Origin of the sequence: Planococcus sp. APC 3906 (genome assembly GCF_030407685.1) — a bacterium.
GTDB lineage: Bacteria > Bacillota > Bacilli > Bacillales_A > Planococcaceae > Planococcus > Planococcus koreensis.
This window is the reverse complement of the sequence record NZ_JASDCW010000017.1, coordinates 13737-27827: the sequence shown is the minus strand read 5'-3', so window position 1 is coordinate 27827 and position 14091 is coordinate 13737. Positions and strand designations below refer to the sequence as shown.

Sequence of the window (14091 nt, the reverse complement as noted above, 5' to 3'; positions counted from 1 at the left end):
CTATATAAACAAATTCTGTTTAAATGCGTTTTGTGCCGCCAGCAATTCAAGCATTGGTTTTGTGACGCGATCGAATTTTTTATCATCGGTAATGGCTACCCAGGCAGCATCGATTATATCTTCGTTCACATCGCTTGTCCTATCAACCGTCAGTTCCCCGGCGATAATCTCTGCTAGAAACGTATATTTTTGAGGGGATTGCATCAGCAAGCTTGTTATCTCGATGTCATAGCCTGTTTCTTCTTTCACTTCCCTGATGCATGCCTGCTCGGGTGTTTCACCTTCTTCAATGCCGCCGCCGGGATAATTCCAGACGATGTCCCCTCTTTCAACATGCTGTTTGACCATAAGAATCTCTTGCCCTCTTATCAATAAACCCTGTGCAATCATTTTGCTGCCTCCGTTTCTCTAAGTATAAAAAATAAAAAAAAATCCCGTCTTCACGGCTGCTTGCCTTAAAAACGAGATCTAAATACGATGCTTATAATATCGTTTCGGTCACTCCTACTTTTCCCACTCTTCTCTCAGCATCCCCATCTTAATCGCATCAAAATATTGCCCTTCTACCATTCGGGCTTTTCTGATGCGTGCTTCCACGCTCATCCCGAGCCGTTCGGCAACTTTCATCATCCTGTCGTTGCCCGACCACGTCGACATGCCCAGCCGGTGCAAATCGGTAGAAGAAAAAAGGAAATCAATCCACAGCTTGTAGGCTTCCGTGCCATATCCGCCGTTCCAATATTCTTTGTCGTAAATGACAATGCCAGTTTCGAGCCAGTTTGTATTCTTGTCGACCCAATAGGCGCCCACATAGCCAATCACGCTGCCTTCAGCTTTTATGACCAGGGACGCGGGCACACCTGCTGAAATCTCCTCTTCATTTATCCAGAATGTACGATGCTCTTCCTTTGTCATGCGCTTTTCGGGAATATAGGGGCCATTCCATTTTTTCGCTTCCTGTCCTTTTTCTTCAAACCGCCAGAAATACAAGTCATCCAGATGTGCCAGCGTGTTTTCTGTCAGCTCGATTTTTCTGCCAATAATTCTATGCATGCAATGGATCAGCCTTTCTGGAGTAAAGTTCTGGAATTAACGAGCTTTTAAGTTCTATTTTACAATCAAAACATTAGAATAATTTGGATACCATTTCATACAAGTTACTGTCAGTATACTTATAGCTTCTAGAAGAGTTGATGTCGTTATTGGGTGAAGCGAAGCTGATAATACGGTCATTTTCATATAAATGAACTTGATAAACGCCATTTGAATTGGTATCCAGGAAAATCACATATTCGCCATTCGTTGGGCGAGTAACAGAAAAAAGCCTGGTTCTCTGGACTTTCATTTTTTTCAACTCATCAATAATCGCTTTTCGATTGGTATTCTCAAATTCATTTAAAACGCCAACTGGAAAATTCGATTTGACAATGGAGATTTTCTCCACTGTATCCAATTCTATTTCACTGAGAATTTCCCGGTCCACGGACGATGTGTTTAAGTAAAGATAAGACGGTATGCCGATTCCTATGAGCAGAAGAAAAACAAGAAGCCATTTTTTCTTCATCCAATCCCCCTTTTTGAAGTTCTTATTTCTATAACTCTACAAGTTACAATTGGAATTTTCAAACATTTAAGGGAGCAGTAATAAATTATTTGGAAATTTACTGTTTCACTGTTCAGCTCGATGGATAAATGATTGTACCGTTTAAGGAATTCTGGAACAATGAATGACGAAGGGGTGGTTGGCTATGAGAAGCGAAGAAGAGATGCTGTCTTTGATTTTAAGGAAAGCAGCCGACAGTGAAAATATCCGGATGGTGGAACTGAATGGCTCACGCGTTCATCTTCAAAATGCCGAGGATCCATTCCAGGATTATGACATCATTTATTATGTAGAAGACATGCTTCCTTTTTTAGGGGATCATTCGTGGGTGGATTCTTTTGGAGAAAGAATCATGATGCAGATGCCGGATGCAATGGTGATGCCGCCTGCCGGGAATAAACGGGAAAGCTTTTCTTATTTGATGCTTTTTACAGATGGCAACCGGATCGACTTGACCTTGACGCCGGTCTCGCTTATTGAAGAGTCTTTAGCGAAGAAAGAGCCCCGCAAGATTTTATTGGACAAAGACGACCGGCTCAGCACGTTGTTGATGAATACGGAAAATCCGTTCCGAATTGTTGAACCCGGACAGCAAGAGTTCAGCGACTGCGCAAATGAGTTTTGGTGGGTCAGCACCTATATTGCCAAAGCCTTATGGCGGCAAGAGCTCCCCCTCGCCAAGGATATGATGGATGGCCCGGTGCGGGATATGCTGATGGCGATGCTGAACTGGTACATCGGGGTTGAAACGGACTTTACTGCGCTTCCAGGGAAAAGCGGGAAAAACATTGAAAAGTATGTGGATAAGGAAATGTGGCAAAAAGTGCTGCTCACTTATCCCGATGGAAGCTATGCAAATATGTGGGCTGGATTGTTCGCGATGTGCGCACTTTTCGAAGAACTGACAATTGAGGTTGCCGAAAAACTGGGATTGGCGCTGCCGGAATACGGGAAAGATGTTCTCCCGTATTTAAGGCATATCGAAAAACTGCCTCGGGACAGCGCAACGATTTATCCTTAAACAAGAAAAAGCTGGTGTTGCTGAATTACTGGCTATTGTATTTTCCTTCTCTGAGGGCTTTTCGATATTTGCCGTCTTCTTCTTTAACAGCAATCGCCTCGTCCGTGCTAATTCCCGTTATTGAATAATACGCTGTGCCTTTTTCATATTCATTGGAAAAGTTTCCGGAATAAGTTCCTTCCCTATCGGAATAAACCGTCACTTCTCCAATCTCTTGATCTACTTCTTGAACATATTCATCGCTTATTTGATAAATAAAGCCATCCCAAACGACAAACGAATAGGCCCAGGAAGCTTGTGAATTTCCGAACGAACAAGCAGACAAAACGAATACGATACAGAAAAAGGAAATAAGCGCTGCTAACCGTTTTCTTTTCACTGGATTTCCTCCTTGATTGCCAATTTTGAAATCGTACAGCTCTCAAAAGCATAATTGCATCAATAAAAGAAACTAGGGTCTTTGTGTAAAAATGCATGAGAACATTTTCTACTCTACCTATACCAACAATTCTTCTACCTTCTTTTTCAAATAATTTCTCAATCTTATCAAATCGTGTTCAGCAAACACCCTATCCAAGCTATTATTGCCATAAGCTTTGGCTGCTTGTTGAACAACCGGATGAAACTCCATGGGTAGGCTAGTTGTTCCCCACACGCCCGCTTCTTTCTTCGACATGATCACGCCTTCTTTTAAATAGCCATACACTCGGATCAAATTTAAAACACCATAAACCGGCTGGTCCTGAATGTTCGCTAAGCATTCTTCATAATCGAACAGGATGGAAGAAACATAATCGTTTGTTGGAATTGCCGGAAAGGTTTCGTGGATCGGGCTGCCGCTTAAACAGATGCCACGCGTGTTCACAATGGTCAGGTGCGCAGCCAAATCGCTGTCCAATTTCAATTCATCATTCAAGTAAATCGATGTCCCTTTTTCCAGTTCTTCCTCGTAGCGCTCCCGCCAATATTCACTGAAATGAAAATCATACGGCGTCGGATGCTGCCAATTCCGCAATTGGGAACGGTTCAAAAAACTGATTTCAATCGGAAACGGCTTTTTTGAATGGGCTAAAAAGAGCTTGGCCAACCGACGTTGTGTTTTAAGCGCCAGCCGCTGCTCCGTGACGATGAGCAAGTCGATATCGCTCTTGCTTGGATTGAATCCCCCCATTGCAAGAGACCCATGCACATACACTCCGATAATCCCTTCTTCCACAATGTTTGATGTCTCTTCAATAACTTCCGATAGGAACCCGTCCAAATTTGATGAATTGTCCATCTCTGTGAAATTCAACCCGAAACTCCTCTCCCGACTTGCTTTTTTGCTGCGCCATTTTCAGACTTGTTTTGTATTGGCAGAATTATTTGAAACCTCATATCCGTTTCAACGTATAAACATATAGAAGGATATTAACATTTATTTCAAAAAATACAAAATGGAGGTATGTATGAAAAAACTATTGATTGTTTTAAGTACAATTACCGTTATTGCGCTCATCAATTGGGCGGCTGCCAGCGTGCTGCAATTGGCTTTCCTGGATCTTGCCATACCGATTGCCGGCTTGGCTTTGGTGCTCATCTATTTTTTCAAATCGAAAGGCGGCATGGCGAGCCGCCACTTGGACATGTCGATCCAAGGACAAACGGGCATTCGAATGGAGCAGCAAGCCCATGTGTCCGAACGTTCCTATATTTTCATCGGCTCAATCGTGTATCTGCTTTTTGCGGTATGCTTCACTTTCTTTATTTACAGGGAGTATTTTTTGAATTAAGGAAGCGGCGTCATGGGAGCTTTTTGAAAAGGACTGGTAGAACCGCTCAAATACGAGCTTCTATCTGTCCTTTTTGTTTGCCGCAATTCTATTCAGAACTCTGCAGCAAATAATTCTTATTATAAAAAGAAAGCAGCAACTCGCGGTCTTCCGGATAATCGTGGATCAAACCGGACAATTCCCTGCCGGTTTTCCAAGCTATCTCTTCGATCGCATCGTCCGGATCGTGATAAGAAATTTGCCCTTCGGTGACTTCGCATAAAAAATAATGGAGCGCCACATCATGGTTTTTGATGATTGTCCGTTTAACATGAAGCGGCTTCAGGATGTTGACGCGGAATCCCGTTTCTTCCCACACTTCTCTCAGGCACGCCTGTTCTGGAGTTTCACCCTCTTCAATGCCGCCTGAAGGTATGCTCCATCCCCCGGACTCTTTTTCTTTGACCATCAACACCTGATCTTCTGCCATTACAATAGCGGCAGCGCCGTTCCAACTCTTCATCCCCGTTACCCCTCTCCCAAAGCAAGTGGCCTGTCAGGCCGTTATGTATTCCAGAATTTTTAAATCCATTTCATCGAAGCAGCCGATTTCCTCAACCCCATCCCATAATTTAATCTCGGTGGTTTCGTCATTGGCGATAAATGGCTGCAATTGTTCAATTGCTGCGGTATAGACGGGATTGAATTTAATCTTGCCATTCGAAACCCGTTTCAATTTCAATAAACCCGTGAACTTCAGATTTTCCACAAACTGCCCGCTTTCTTCAAACAATTCACGGACTGCACATTGTTTTGCCGTTTCTGTTCCTTCTCTTTTGCCAGCCGGCAATTCCCATTGCTGCCGCCATTTGTTATAAACAATAAGAACTCGCCCATCACATTTGATCACGGCAAAAGACCCTGCGAGCGGTGAGTAGAACTGAAGATCCTCTTCTTTTGTAAAAATAAAATCGAGAAATTGAAAGCCATGATTTTTGGTGTGATTCATGCAATCCCCCCTATATGAGCGTCTCTTCTTCAATCCTCACGAGTTTTTCATTCGCATCTCTTTCTTATAACTTGAATTCATTTTTTATGAAAAGCGCCGCTTCTTTCGGCGTCATGTTCGTATTGTTGATGCGCAGGTAGTTTTCCGCTTTGATTTCGCCTTCGGTCGAATTCAACCGCCTGTTTTCCAGGCTGCTCAGCAAATGCGCTTCCGACTGGAGGACATTCCGCTTCGTCGGCTTGTGTTCCAAGCGATGAGGTGTTTTATTCCGTGCCAGCCGCTCCTCCACATTCGCTTCCAATTCCACGAAGTAGATTTGCACACCTTGCGAACGGAAAATATCGCATATGTTTTCAATTTCATCCCAATCCTCTTGTTGGTCAAAATACCAAACTTTCGTAAAAATCATTCCGTATTGATCGCTTTGGGCGAAAGACTGGAAGATGTCACAGCGAAAAGAAGTCGTCAGCCGCCACATCTCCGGGGTGAAGCCGAACAGCGGCTCCAGCAAATCGATGGTCATGTGGTTATGAAAGAGTTTCAAGCCAGTCATGGCCGCCAGCTCCTGGCCAACCGTCATTTTGCCCACTGCTTGCGGACCGAATATGAATACGAAATTTTCCAACGTGGTGGCCTCCATTTTGAATATGTAATTATTTCTAGCAGATCATCAGTTTTCTAATTAAAGGCGGCTCTTGCTCTCTTTATATTCCATCAACCAGCTAACTCCACCTTTTATCTGTTTCACTTTAACAAATCCGCATTTTTCGTAGCATCTAATCGCTCTTGTATTGGAGAGCTCTGGATCTAACACAACAATATCTGCATCCGTATTTTGCCCCAGATATTCCAAGAATTTCTGTACCATGATTGTTCCTATTCCTTGATTAAAATATGTTGGATCTCCTATAAATTGATCAATGCCATAGACGTTCAAGTTTACTGGATAACCGAATTCTTTTTGTTCTTCTCCACTTAACTTATAATGCTGCATAAAGCCTATTGGTATTTGTTTAAATTCTACGATGTAAGGTGAAACCGGAATTTCCCCTTTAATTCTCGGTTCATACTTTCGCTTTATTTGCTCTACCGTAAACGGAGAATCGACATCACCATAGAATTCCAGAACTTCTTTTGTGCTTAGCCACTCTGACATAACAGCAAAATCATTCTGCGTCATTCTTCTAATGGATACATCCAAATTGCTTGCTATGGCAACTTCACTCCTTTCTCCGTTTGTCCCTATATTCATCTTGTTAAAACTTGCTAGTAACAGGAGTTGTCTTAATGACTTCACCCAACTTCTCAGCATATAATTGCCATCGATCCCACACGGGCGGCACAAGTTCGCCCCTGGCATTCATTTCTTCAAACTCTTTGAACGTCACCAATTTGGCATCGCACACTTCGCCAACCTGTAAATTCAAGTCGCTGAGATCGATATTTTCTTCGCTTTTCCAGACATAGCTGTCCAGAAAATAATTATCGCGCTTCATTTCACCGATAAAATACAGATTTTCCGCTCTTACGGATAATCCCGTTTCTTCATGAAGCTCACGGATTGCCCCTCGCAAACTGGTCTCACCGGCATTAACGGAGCCGCCTGTGCTCTCCCACAATAACGGATAGGTTTTTGCCGCGTCTCTTTGCGTCACGAGAATTTTGCCGTCCCGGTTAATGGTCAGAACTTCCACGACAATGTGGTATTCCCCGGGCAAAGTTTCCTCGCCTCTCGTATGCAGTTTCCCGATTGGGTTCCGGGAACCGTCCACCAAATCCCAAATTTCCATTTACTTATCCTCCTTTTATGTCTGCTGTTGCTCTAGCGCCAACTTCATTTTCACGAATTTGTAATGGCCGCCGTTGGTTTTTTGCAGAAAAACTTCATCCGGCTGAAAACCTGCCTTTTTATAAACCGCAATCGCTCGTTCATTGAACGCAGCCACTGCCAGCGTAAACTTTTCAGGCTGGTACCGAGCAATCGCGAAATCCAGTCCTGCTTTAAAAAATCGCAGCCCGTAACCTTTCCCAGTGAAGCCGGGTTTCATGCCGAGTCCGATATCTATAATTCCGGCAGCGGTTTCTTTGAAACAATAAAACCCGATCAATTCATGGCCTTCTGTGACAGCAAAATAGGAATCCTTTTGCTCTAAAGGATTTAAAAACTCCTGAAGATCGTCTTCATCCGCAGCCATATCGTAGAAAGCATAATCTCCCTCGTACTGCCAATCGGCTATTTCTTCGCTTTGTTTCTGGGTCATCGGTTGAAAGGTAAAATTCATGCCGCTTCTCCCTTCATCTTTCCTCTTTTTAAATTTACTTAATAAGGAAATTAGCCGTCTTTCTCTACTATATCCAATTGACTTATTTAAATCCAATTAATTTACAGAATATTATAGTATTATGGGAAGAGTGCAGGAAAAAGCACTTTTTAAAGGGGGAATTGTTGTGGAAGAGTTGATCGAGCAATATCACAATGCTTCGAACTTAGAAGCCCGCATTAAACTGCATGAGTTATATAGTTTGAACAAAAAAGATTGGTTTACGTGGCTTTTTGAACAATATCAAATAGATTCCGGAAGCAAACTCCTGGAACTCGGTTGCGGAGATGGCACGTTTTGGGCAAAAAATGAGCAACTCATCCCTAATGGCTGGAATGTGGTGCTTTCCGATTTTTCTCCCGGCATGCTTGCTGATGCTCAACGAAAACTAACGAACTTGGCAGCTATTCAATTTGAGCAAATTAATATCGAAAGCATTCCTTACCCCGATAATAGTTTCGACATCGTTGCCGCCAATTTTATGCTTTATCATGTAGAAAATAGAAAAAAAGGATTACAGGAAATCCGGCGGGTCTTAAAACCTGGCGGAAAGTTGTATGCCGCTACAATCGGAGAACAGCATTTAATGGAGTTTGGAACTTTGCTCAGTGAATTTGATCCTTCGCTCGATTTCTCATCTGCTGCCAATAACGCCAAAGCATTCGGGCTGGAAAGCGGCGCAGCCCAATTAAAGCCTTACTTCTCGAAAGTGAAACTGAAACTGTTTGCAGACGGTTTAAAAATTCCAGATGCCGAGCCGGTTATCGCATATCTACTATCTACTCATACCAATTTAAAAGATCAATTAACGGTTCGTAAATTAACGGAATTCAGGCTCTTCCTGGAAGAGAAGAAAAAGAAAGATGGCGGATTTATCAGGATCACTAAAGCTTCTGGTCTTTTTGAAGCTCAATAGCAAAAGGAGGGAACGATGCTATATTACGCATTGTCCCCTTCTCTTTTATTGGTATCCAATACTAGCCTATTCAAATTACCCTTTTGCTAAGACCGCTATTTACTCCGCCAATCCAAGGATTTGACCGCTGAATTTTTCTTCTTCGAAAAAGCTCCTATGGATAAAATCATTATCCCTATGATGCTTCCGATCATCTCAGCAATATAAAAATCTCCGTCCCGAATCAAACGAATGAGAAAACCACCGCCAAAAATAAGGATTATTAATAACCCGAAACTTATAAACCAATTTCGATTATTCATATGATGCCTCCCTCTGTTTTAGATAGTTGTCATATGTTTCTTATGTGTGGAATTCTTTTTCTTCCAAAGGTAATGAATGAATTTCATTTTTTGGCCATTCATTTCAAACTCTTCATTGTCCATAGCCGTTTGGACAAAGCCGTTATTTTGCAGCACCTTTTGAGAAGCCTTATTTACAGTAGTTGTTTTTGCGGTAATTCGCTTGATGTCCAAATCTGTGTTCAGCAACAGGCTTAATGCTTTGTTTCCAATGCCTTTTCCGACAAAGGATTCACCTACTCTAAAGCCAAGCTCTGCTGTTCCAGGTGTTATATCGATATCCACCAAATTGATTCTGCCTACAATTTTTCCAGCAGTGTCTTTGATCAGGTAAAAATGAGAGAGGCCAGTTTGCTGTTCATTGAGTAATGCTTGATGTCTTTTTATAAAACTTTCCCAAATATAATAGTCGTCTCCTCTGCTCGGCACCATTCTTTCAAAAAATCCGCGATTTTTAATTTCGAAATCAAATAAGTCTTGAGCATCAACTTCTTGCAGCATATGTATTGAAATCTCCAATAACCTACACGCACCTTTCTCTAGCTAATAAGCTCATTTAATTGAAATTAGTCAGCACTCTATTAATACGAAAAAGATGCTGAATTGCTTTTTACCAAGTCGTCAGCAAGCCCGATATTCACTTTCAAAAAGCTTGGAATTTCTTCGCTGTCCAAAATTTCTTGCGTACTCATCCAAGCAACGCTTGCCACTTCGTCGGGATCTTTAACGAATGGCTCTCCGAATTCATACGAGCACAGGAAGACGATATCAACGACTGGAATGCCGGAATCTGTGACAAATGATGAACTATTTACGTAGGCAAGATTCGAAACCGTTATCCCCACTTCTTCCTCGACTTCTCTTATCAATGTACGTTCCAGAATATCGGTCGAGTTCCCTTCCTGATCCACTTGGCCGCCCACTAAAGCCAGCGCACCCGGCGCATGGTCTTCTTTGTCGCTTCTCCGGACAATCAGCCACTTTTCATCCTTATAAATTGCACCTTCCACATTTACAATAAACATCTTCTCAACTCCCGTTTCATCTTCTTCTATGTATAGCGCGCCTTTTACCAACAAAACAATTGTCCTCATCGCTTTAGGGCAATTTTCTGCTCCATTGCTTCGAGAAAATACTTGATGCCTATCTTTAACTATATCCAACTCCACCATTTTAATCCAATTAGTTTCCAGAATATTATAGTATAATGAAAATACTTATTTAATAATAAACAGCGAGACTTAGGAGCAAAAAATGGGGAGTGAAACGAATGAAACACGCATTGGTCATCGGCGGAACCGGCATGCTTTCACAGGCTTCGGTTTGGTTATCAGAAAACGGCTTTCACGTTTCTGTAATCGGCAGAAATCCTGAAAAGATGCAGCAGTTGCTGGAACAGAATCCTACGCAGCTGACACCGGTATTAGTCGACTACACCAATACCGAGGAATTGGCAGAACAAATCCGCTCCATCCAACAACAGAATGGGCCAATCGAATTGGTCGTTGCCTGGGTGCATTCAACCGGGCCGCACGTCATTCCTTGCATGCTGGAAATGCTTCCTGCCAATCAGCCTATGGCGTTTTTTCACGTGAGTGGCAGCAGTTCAAATTTGAAGGATATAAAAGCTAAAACAGCAGTACCCAATCATGTTTTTTATCACCAAATCCAGTTGGGCTTCAAAATAGAAAATGGGATTTCCCGCTGGCTGACGCATGATGAAATTTCGCAAGGCGTCATCGATTCCGTTCTATCAGGGAAGCCCGAATCGGTGATTGGAACGACTGAACCATGGGATAAGCGCCCTTAAGGGTATGCCCCATAAAGTTCACGATATTTCCTGAACCAATGTCTAAAACTTCCCCGCTCTCTTAGCATTCCCCAAAGCACATCCAATATAATATCAGTTTATCTTTTTACCAAATCCATTATCTACTTTCACCATTTATTTTCCAATTCTTTCGCGTATAATGAATATAACAAAAACGTCTGATAAATCCCCCCCCAAGATTTATCGTTCACCTGAAAGGAACATCGTCCATGACCATCAGTCCAATTTGATCCCCCCTTGAATAGACAGTATCCGAATTAAACTCTTGGGGGATAAGAATCATGAAACTGAATAGAAATTTTAACTTGCTGCTGGCCGGGCAGTCGCTTGCCAACACCGGCGACATTTTATATATCGTCAGCGTCATCTATGCCATTTTTGAATTGACCGGCTCAGCCACTGCGGCAGCTTTTGTGCCGTTTACGATCACCGGTGCGATGTTCGTTTCGAACACGTTAACACCCTTGCTGATGCAGCGCTTCAACTTAAAATTGCTGCTAGCCGTTTCCCAGTTCGGAAAAACGGGATTGCTAGTTGTACTTGCTTTGCTGCTGCCCCTGCTTTCCATGGCCAATTATATCCTGCTGTTCGCCGTGCTGGCTTTGATTGCGCTGCTTGATGGCTGCGCCAATCCCGTCACCCGCTCGCTCATACCGGCTTATGTGGACAATAGCCTGCTCATGAAAGCTAACAGCATTTCCGAATCGGTCACGCAAGGAATTCAAACCGCTATGTGGTTTATCGGCAGCTCCTTGTTGATCTGGCTCGCAGCGGATGAGCTGCTGTGGTTAACAGCAGGATTGTTTTTATTGTCCAGCTTGTTATTAAGCCTTTTGGAGCCTGTCCATCTCCAGCCAGCCAAAGAGCTAGGAAGATGGCAGCAAATCACCAAAGGCTGGCAGACGGTGTCTTCTACGCCTGTCTTGAAACGCCTTGCCTGGATGGATGTCTTGGAGACGATTGCCGGCACGGTGTGGATTGCCGCCATCCTCTATGTTTTTGTCAGCGACGCCTTATTGGTGAACGAGAAATGGTGGGGCTTCATCAACGGCTCCTTCTTCTTGGGCTTGATCGGCGGCAGCCTCCTTTGCCTGCGCTTTGCCGGATCGATTGAGAAGAACCTCGGCACGTTCATTTTTGCCGGTGCTTTTCTCAGCAGTGCCGTAACGCTGCTGTTCGGAATGAATAATGTGCCATTATTGGCGCTAGCCCTATCCTTTCTCGTCGGCATATTCGGCCAGCTCAAGAACATTCCGCAGCAGACCGTCATCCAGACGAGCGTACCGAGGGAAGCATTGCCGACCGTTTTCACTACACTTGGTGCGATCGGTACCGGAACCTTCGGAGTCGCCTCCTTATTGATGGGTGTGCTGGCGGATGCATTCGGCATCCGCACCGTCTTTGTGATTGCTGGCCTATTGCTGGCAGCAGCCAGCCTGATTGCTTTTAAAGGCCGAATTCTTTTATGGAAAACTGCACAACAATAAAAAAAAACAGGAGACAGCCACGTAAATTCGGCTGTCTCCTGTTTTGCTTTTTCAATTAGCTGCTCCAAAGACACTTCTTATCTCTGCTAACCCCTAATCTAGAATGAAGACATAAATAAGTCCAACTTATGAAGACGCAGTAAACTGTTTGTAAAGAAAGGTATGTAACTTGTTTAAAGTAACTAAGCAGAGGGGTAAACAGAGAAGGTGCATTTAACAAGGACCCGTTCGATCTTACAACGGGAACAAAAAAAGAATGGAGACGATTTTAAATGAAAACCGATTTTTCAAAGATATATATAAATGGTGAATGGATTACAGGCTCTAGTGATAGCCAAATGAGAAACACAAATCCGTTTACAGGCGAAGAACTCGCCATTACACAAGCAGCCGATAAGAATGATTTGGATGCCGCTTACAAAGCTGCAGCAGAGGCGCAAGTGGCCTGGGCAAAAGAATTGCCGCAGACGAAGCGTGCCGTCATTGAAAAAGCACAAGAAGTCATGCTCGAAAACAAAGAGCTCATCATCGACTGGCTTATCAAGGAAGCCGGCAGCACGTTCATCAAAGCGACCGTTGAATTTGGCGCATCGATCAACATCCTGAAAGAAGCGGCGACTTTCCCTTACCGCATGGAAGGCAAGATTCTTCCTTCCCAGCAAGCAGGCAAAGAAAACCGCGTCTACCGCAATCCACTTGGCGTCATCGGCATCATCAGCCCGTGGAACTTCCCATTGCACTTGGCAATCCGTTCGATCGCACCGGCGATTGCTACGGGCAATGCCGTTGTCATTAAACCCGCTACTGACACACCGGTTACAGGCGGCTTGCTGTTCGCCAGCATTTTCGAAGCAGCCGGCTTGCCTAAAGGCTTGCTGAACGTTGTTGTTGGACGCGGCTCTGAGATTGGTGATGACATCGTCAAGCACCCGACACCGCGTTTGATTTCATTCACAGGTTCTACGCCTGTCGGAAAACGCATCGGCGAATTGGCCGGCGGCGCATTGAAGAAAACGGCATTGGAGCTTGGCGGCAATAATAACTTCATCGTCTTGAATGATGCGAACATCGACCAAGCCGTCGATTCCGCGTTGTTCGGCAAATTCTACCACCAAGGCCAGATCTGCATGGCGATCAACCGCATCTTTGTCCACGAGGACATTTACGAAGAATTCGCAGAACAATTCATCGCCCGTGCCGGCAAAATAAAATTCGGCAACCCGGCTGAGCAGGATACGCAAGTCGGACCGCTCATCAACCGCGATCAAGTTGACCGCATCCTAAAAGACATCGACGCAACTGTTGAACAAGGCGCTAAATTACGCCTTGGCGGCAATGCTGATGGCAACGTCCTTGAGCCGACTGTATTAACAGGCGTCACCAACGACATGCCGCTTGCGGAAAACGAAATCTTCGGTCCTGTAGCCATTCTGATTCCGTTCAAAACCGATGAAGAAGTAGTCGACATGGCCAATGCCTATCCATTCGGATTGAGCGGCGCCGTCCATTCTTCAAACATCGACCGCGGCACGAACATCGCCCACCAAATCGAGACCGGCATGATCCACGTCAACGACCAATCGGTCAACGACGAAGCACATATGCCATTCGGCGGCGAAAAAGAATCAGGCCTCGGCCGCTTTAACGGCGAATGGGTACTTGAAGAGTTCACCACCTTGAAATGGCTGTCGGTGCAGCACCAGCGCCGACAATACGGAGCATTTGTTGATAATACGAAAGAATAGATAAATGCTTAAAAGCCAGCGATCCCAGGAATGGGGTTGCTGGTTTTTTGATATTAGAATACAACA

At 44.0% G+C, this 14091-nt stretch carries 20 protein-coding genes; 6 read left to right on the top strand and 14 right to left on the bottom strand.

The genetic code is table 11. The features are described from left to right. The 3 genes from QMA09_RS10920 to QMA09_RS10910 all read right to left on the bottom strand — a co-directional run bounded on the left by QMA09_RS10920 (nucleotide 1) and on the right by QMA09_RS10910 (nucleotide 1564). Nucleotides 1-390, bottom strand: a complete 390-nt coding sequence (locus QMA09_RS10920; RefSeq protein WP_290213161.1) for an NUDIX hydrolase — start codon at nucleotides 388-390, stop codon at nucleotides 1-3. Between the two features lie 114 nt (nucleotides 391-504). Then, nucleotides 505-1053, bottom strand: coding sequence for a GNAT family N-acetyltransferase (locus QMA09_RS10915; RefSeq protein WP_290213160.1), 549 nt, complete (start codon nucleotides 1051-1053; stop codon nucleotides 505-507). A gap of 73 nt (nucleotides 1054-1126) precedes the next feature. Further along, nucleotides 1127-1564 carry a hypothetical protein gene (locus QMA09_RS10910; RefSeq protein WP_290213159.1) on the bottom strand — a complete coding sequence of 146 codons (438 nt, stop codon included), beginning with the start codon at nucleotides 1562-1564 and terminating at the stop codon, nucleotides 1127-1129. A 184-nt stretch (nucleotides 1565-1748) separates the two neighbouring features. On the opposite strand from QMA09_RS10910, the gene QMA09_RS10905 reads away from it, so the two are divergent. Beyond that, on the top strand, nucleotides 1749-2624 hold the full coding sequence (locus QMA09_RS10905) for an aminoglycoside 6-adenylyltransferase (RefSeq protein ID WP_290213158.1): 876 nt from the start codon (nucleotides 1749-1751) through the stop codon (nucleotides 2622-2624). 25 nt (nucleotides 2625-2649) lie between these two features. Here the strand turns inward: QMA09_RS10905 and QMA09_RS10900 are convergent, their stop codons facing one another. Then, nucleotides 2650-3003 (bottom strand): hypothetical protein, encoded by a 354-nt coding sequence (locus QMA09_RS10900; protein ID WP_290213157.1) that lies wholly within the window; start codon nucleotides 3001-3003, stop codon nucleotides 2650-2652. 117 nt (nucleotides 3004-3120) lie between these two features. Continuing rightward, the gene (locus QMA09_RS10895; protein WP_290213156.1) at nucleotides 3121-3918 is read right to left on the bottom strand and encodes an aminoglycoside adenylyltransferase domain-containing protein; all 798 of its coding nucleotides are present in this window, start codon (nucleotides 3916-3918) and stop codon (nucleotides 3121-3123) included. Between the two features lie 154 nt (nucleotides 3919-4072). Between QMA09_RS10895 and QMA09_RS10890 the strand changes: the two genes are divergently transcribed. Further along, nucleotides 4073-4396, top strand: coding sequence for a hypothetical protein (locus tag QMA09_RS10890; RefSeq protein WP_290213155.1), 324 nt, complete (start codon nucleotides 4073-4075; stop codon nucleotides 4394-4396). Nucleotides 4397-4484: 88 nt separating this feature from the next. Here QMA09_RS10890 and QMA09_RS10885 read toward each other — a convergent pair whose 3' ends face one another. From QMA09_RS10885 to QMA09_RS10860, 6 genes are all read right to left on the bottom strand, one after another. Then, nucleotides 4485-4898, bottom strand: a complete 414-nt coding sequence (locus QMA09_RS10885) for an NUDIX hydrolase (protein ID WP_290213154.1) — start codon at nucleotides 4896-4898, stop codon at nucleotides 4485-4487. A gap of 33 nt (nucleotides 4899-4931) precedes the next feature. Next, on the bottom strand, nucleotides 4932-5384 hold the full coding sequence (locus tag QMA09_RS10880; protein ID WP_290213153.1) for an NUDIX domain-containing protein: 453 nt from the start codon (nucleotides 5382-5384) through the stop codon (nucleotides 4932-4934). 64 nt (nucleotides 5385-5448) lie between these two features. Further along, nucleotides 5449-6024 carry an AAA family ATPase gene (locus QMA09_RS10875; RefSeq protein ID WP_290213152.1) on the bottom strand — a complete coding sequence of 192 codons (576 nt, stop codon included), beginning with the start codon at nucleotides 6022-6024 and terminating at the stop codon, nucleotides 5449-5451. Nucleotides 6025-6066: 42 nt separating this feature from the next. Continuing rightward, a complete protein-coding gene (locus QMA09_RS10870; RefSeq protein WP_290213151.1) occupies nucleotides 6067-6636 on the bottom strand; it encodes a GNAT family N-acetyltransferase in 570 nt (189 codons plus the stop codon). A gap of 4 nt (nucleotides 6637-6640) precedes the next feature. Next, nucleotides 6641-7174 (bottom strand): NUDIX hydrolase, encoded by a 534-nt coding sequence (locus QMA09_RS10865; RefSeq protein ID WP_290213150.1) that lies wholly within the window; start codon nucleotides 7172-7174, stop codon nucleotides 6641-6643. Nucleotides 7175-7189: 15 nt separating this feature from the next. Next, nucleotides 7190-7666 carry a GNAT family N-acetyltransferase gene (locus QMA09_RS10860; RefSeq protein ID WP_290213149.1) on the bottom strand — a complete coding sequence of 159 codons (477 nt, stop codon included), beginning with the start codon at nucleotides 7664-7666 and terminating at the stop codon, nucleotides 7190-7192. A gap of 166 nt (nucleotides 7667-7832) precedes the next feature. On the opposite strand from QMA09_RS10860, the gene QMA09_RS10855 reads away from it, so the two are divergent. After that, nucleotides 7833-8621: a class I SAM-dependent methyltransferase gene (locus QMA09_RS10855; RefSeq protein WP_290213148.1), complete on the top strand. Its 789-nt coding sequence runs from the start codon at nucleotides 7833-7835 to the stop codon at nucleotides 8619-8621. Nucleotides 8622-8716: 95 nt separating this feature from the next. Here QMA09_RS10855 and QMA09_RS10850 read toward each other — a convergent pair whose 3' ends face one another. The 3 genes from QMA09_RS10850 to QMA09_RS10840 form a co-directional block, all read right to left on the bottom strand. Continuing rightward, complete coding sequence (locus tag QMA09_RS10850) at nucleotides 8717-8923, bottom strand: hypothetical protein (protein WP_290213147.1); 207 nt, start codon at nucleotides 8921-8923, stop codon at nucleotides 8717-8719. A gap of 18 nt (nucleotides 8924-8941) precedes the next feature. Beyond that, nucleotides 8942-9463, bottom strand: coding sequence for a GNAT family N-acetyltransferase (locus QMA09_RS10845; RefSeq protein ID WP_290213146.1), 522 nt, complete (start codon nucleotides 9461-9463; stop codon nucleotides 8942-8944). An 80-nt stretch (nucleotides 9464-9543) separates the two neighbouring features. Then, on the bottom strand, nucleotides 9544-9987 hold the full coding sequence (locus QMA09_RS10840; protein WP_290213188.1) for an NUDIX hydrolase: 444 nt from the start codon (nucleotides 9985-9987) through the stop codon (nucleotides 9544-9546). Between the two features lie 245 nt (nucleotides 9988-10232). On the opposite strand from QMA09_RS10840, the gene QMA09_RS10835 reads away from it, so the two are divergent. From QMA09_RS10835 to QMA09_RS10825, 3 genes are all read left to right on the top strand, one after another. Continuing rightward, entirely contained in the window at nucleotides 10233-10772 is a 540-nt protein-coding gene (locus QMA09_RS10835) for a short-chain dehydrogenase (RefSeq protein ID WP_290213145.1), read from the top strand. Nucleotides 10773-11074: 302 nt separating this feature from the next. Next, nucleotides 11075-12280: an MFS transporter gene (locus QMA09_RS10830; RefSeq protein ID WP_290213144.1), complete on the top strand. Its 1206-nt coding sequence runs from the start codon at nucleotides 11075-11077 to the stop codon at nucleotides 12278-12280. Nucleotides 12281-12552: 272 nt separating this feature from the next. Next, nucleotides 12553-14025, top strand: coding sequence for an aldehyde dehydrogenase family protein (locus QMA09_RS10825; RefSeq protein ID WP_290213143.1), 1473 nt, complete (start codon nucleotides 12553-12555; stop codon nucleotides 14023-14025). Nucleotides 14026-14091: the final 66 nt, after the last annotated feature.

What these genes read in the sequence shown, in the direction of transcription:
- QMA09_RS10920 (WP_290213161.1), bottom strand. Translation starts at nt 390, where the DNA reads ATGATTGCACAGGGTTTATTGATAAGAGGGCAAGAGATTCTTATGGTC.
- QMA09_RS10915 (WP_290213160.1), bottom strand. Translation starts at nt 1,053, where the DNA reads ATGCATAGAATTATTGGCAGAAAAATCGAGCTGACAGAAAACACGCTG.
- QMA09_RS10910 (WP_290213159.1), bottom strand. Translation starts at nt 1,564, where the DNA reads ATGAAGAAAAAATGGCTTCTTGTTTTTCTTCTGCTCATAGGAATCGGC.
- QMA09_RS10905 (WP_290213158.1), top strand. Translation starts at nt 1,749, where the DNA reads ATGAGAAGCGAAGAAGAGATGCTGTCTTTGATTTTAAGGAAAGCAGCC.
- QMA09_RS10890 (WP_290213155.1), top strand. Translation starts at nt 4,073, where the DNA reads ATGAAAAAACTATTGATTGTTTTAAGTACAATTACCGTTATTGCGCTC.
- QMA09_RS10885 (WP_290213154.1), bottom strand. Translation starts at nt 4,898, where the DNA reads ATGAAGAGTTGGAACGGCGCTGCCGCTATTGTAATGGCAGAAGATCAG.
- QMA09_RS10880 (WP_290213153.1), bottom strand. Translation starts at nt 5,384, where the DNA reads ATGAATCACACCAAAAATCATGGCTTTCAATTTCTCGATTTTATTTTT.
- QMA09_RS10875 (WP_290213152.1), bottom strand. Translation starts at nt 6,024, where the DNA reads ATGGAGGCCACCACGTTGGAAAATTTCGTATTCATATTCGGTCCGCAA.
- QMA09_RS10870 (WP_290213151.1), bottom strand. Translation starts at nt 6,636, where the DNA reads ATGAATATAGGGACAAACGGAGAAAGGAGTGAAGTTGCCATAGCAAGC.
- QMA09_RS10865 (WP_290213150.1), bottom strand. Translation starts at nt 7,174, where the DNA reads ATGGAAATTTGGGATTTGGTGGACGGTTCCCGGAACCCAATCGGGAAA.
- QMA09_RS10860 (WP_290213149.1), bottom strand. Translation starts at nt 7,666, where the DNA reads ATGAATTTTACCTTTCAACCGATGACCCAGAAACAAAGCGAAGAAATA.
- QMA09_RS10850 (WP_290213147.1), bottom strand. Translation starts at nt 8,923, where the DNA reads ATGAATAATCGAAATTGGTTTATAAGTTTCGGGTTATTAATAATCCTT.
- QMA09_RS10845 (WP_290213146.1), bottom strand. Translation starts at nt 9,463, where the DNA reads ATGCTGCAAGAAGTTGATGCTCAAGACTTATTTGATTTCGAAATTAAA.
- QMA09_RS10840 (WP_290213188.1), bottom strand. Translation starts at nt 9,987, where the DNA reads ATGTTTATTGTAAATGTGGAAGGTGCAATTTATAAGGATGAAAAGTGG.
- QMA09_RS10835 (WP_290213145.1), top strand. Translation starts at nt 10,233, where the DNA reads ATGAAACACGCATTGGTCATCGGCGGAACCGGCATGCTTTCACAGGCT.
- QMA09_RS10830 (WP_290213144.1), top strand. Translation starts at nt 11,075, where the DNA reads ATGAAACTGAATAGAAATTTTAACTTGCTGCTGGCCGGGCAGTCGCTT.
- QMA09_RS10825 (WP_290213143.1), top strand. Translation starts at nt 12,553, where the DNA reads ATGAAAACCGATTTTTCAAAGATATATATAAATGGTGAATGGATTACA.